General features: G+C 43.1%; 1 protein-coding gene. It reads left to right on the plus strand.

Features of this window, described 5'->3' with window-relative positions; genetic code table 11:
- Positions 1 to 280: 280 nt before the first annotated feature.
- The coding region (locus PG892_RS22540) for a transposase family protein (RefSeq protein ID WP_270825943.1) at positions 281 to 515 on the plus strand (235 nt) is incomplete at its 3' end.

Consider the following 515-nt stretch of genomic DNA (forward strand, 5'->3'; position numbering starts at 1 on the left):
CAGGGCGAGATCGTGAACATTTTGTTAAAAATTAAAAATAGTTTTTTGCCTACAAAACAAATACTTATAGGCCTGTGATATGCAGTTAACTTTATAGTCAGGATCGCCTTCACACTTTTTAATCGTCACTGCACGTCATTTCAGCTCAAAAAATGCGCATGAAATCCAAAAAATGATAATTTCCATGATTTCCATAGTTAACAATTTGCTCACATCCTCACCCTGAAATTTGACCTGGTGATCCGGCTGTGATCTCATGCTCCTTTTCAGGAGTGCTCTCATGTCTATTGATGCCGTTTTCGCTCAGTTCTTCGACAATATTCACGACCCTCGCCAGCATGCCAAGATTTATTATCCCTTCTACGATGTCCTGTTTCTCACCGTCTGTGCCGTGATCGGCGGGGCTGAGGGCTGGGAAGATATTGAGGATTTCGGCGAGGTTCATCTTCCCTGGTTTCAATCCAAGGGACTGTTTAAAAACGGCATTCCTGTCCATGACACCATTGCCAGGATCA

Origin of the sequence: Aeromonas sp. QDB68 (assembly GCF_027707405.1) — a bacterium.
Classification (GTDB): Bacteria; Pseudomonadota; Gammaproteobacteria; order Enterobacterales; family Aeromonadaceae; genus Aeromonas; species Aeromonas caviae.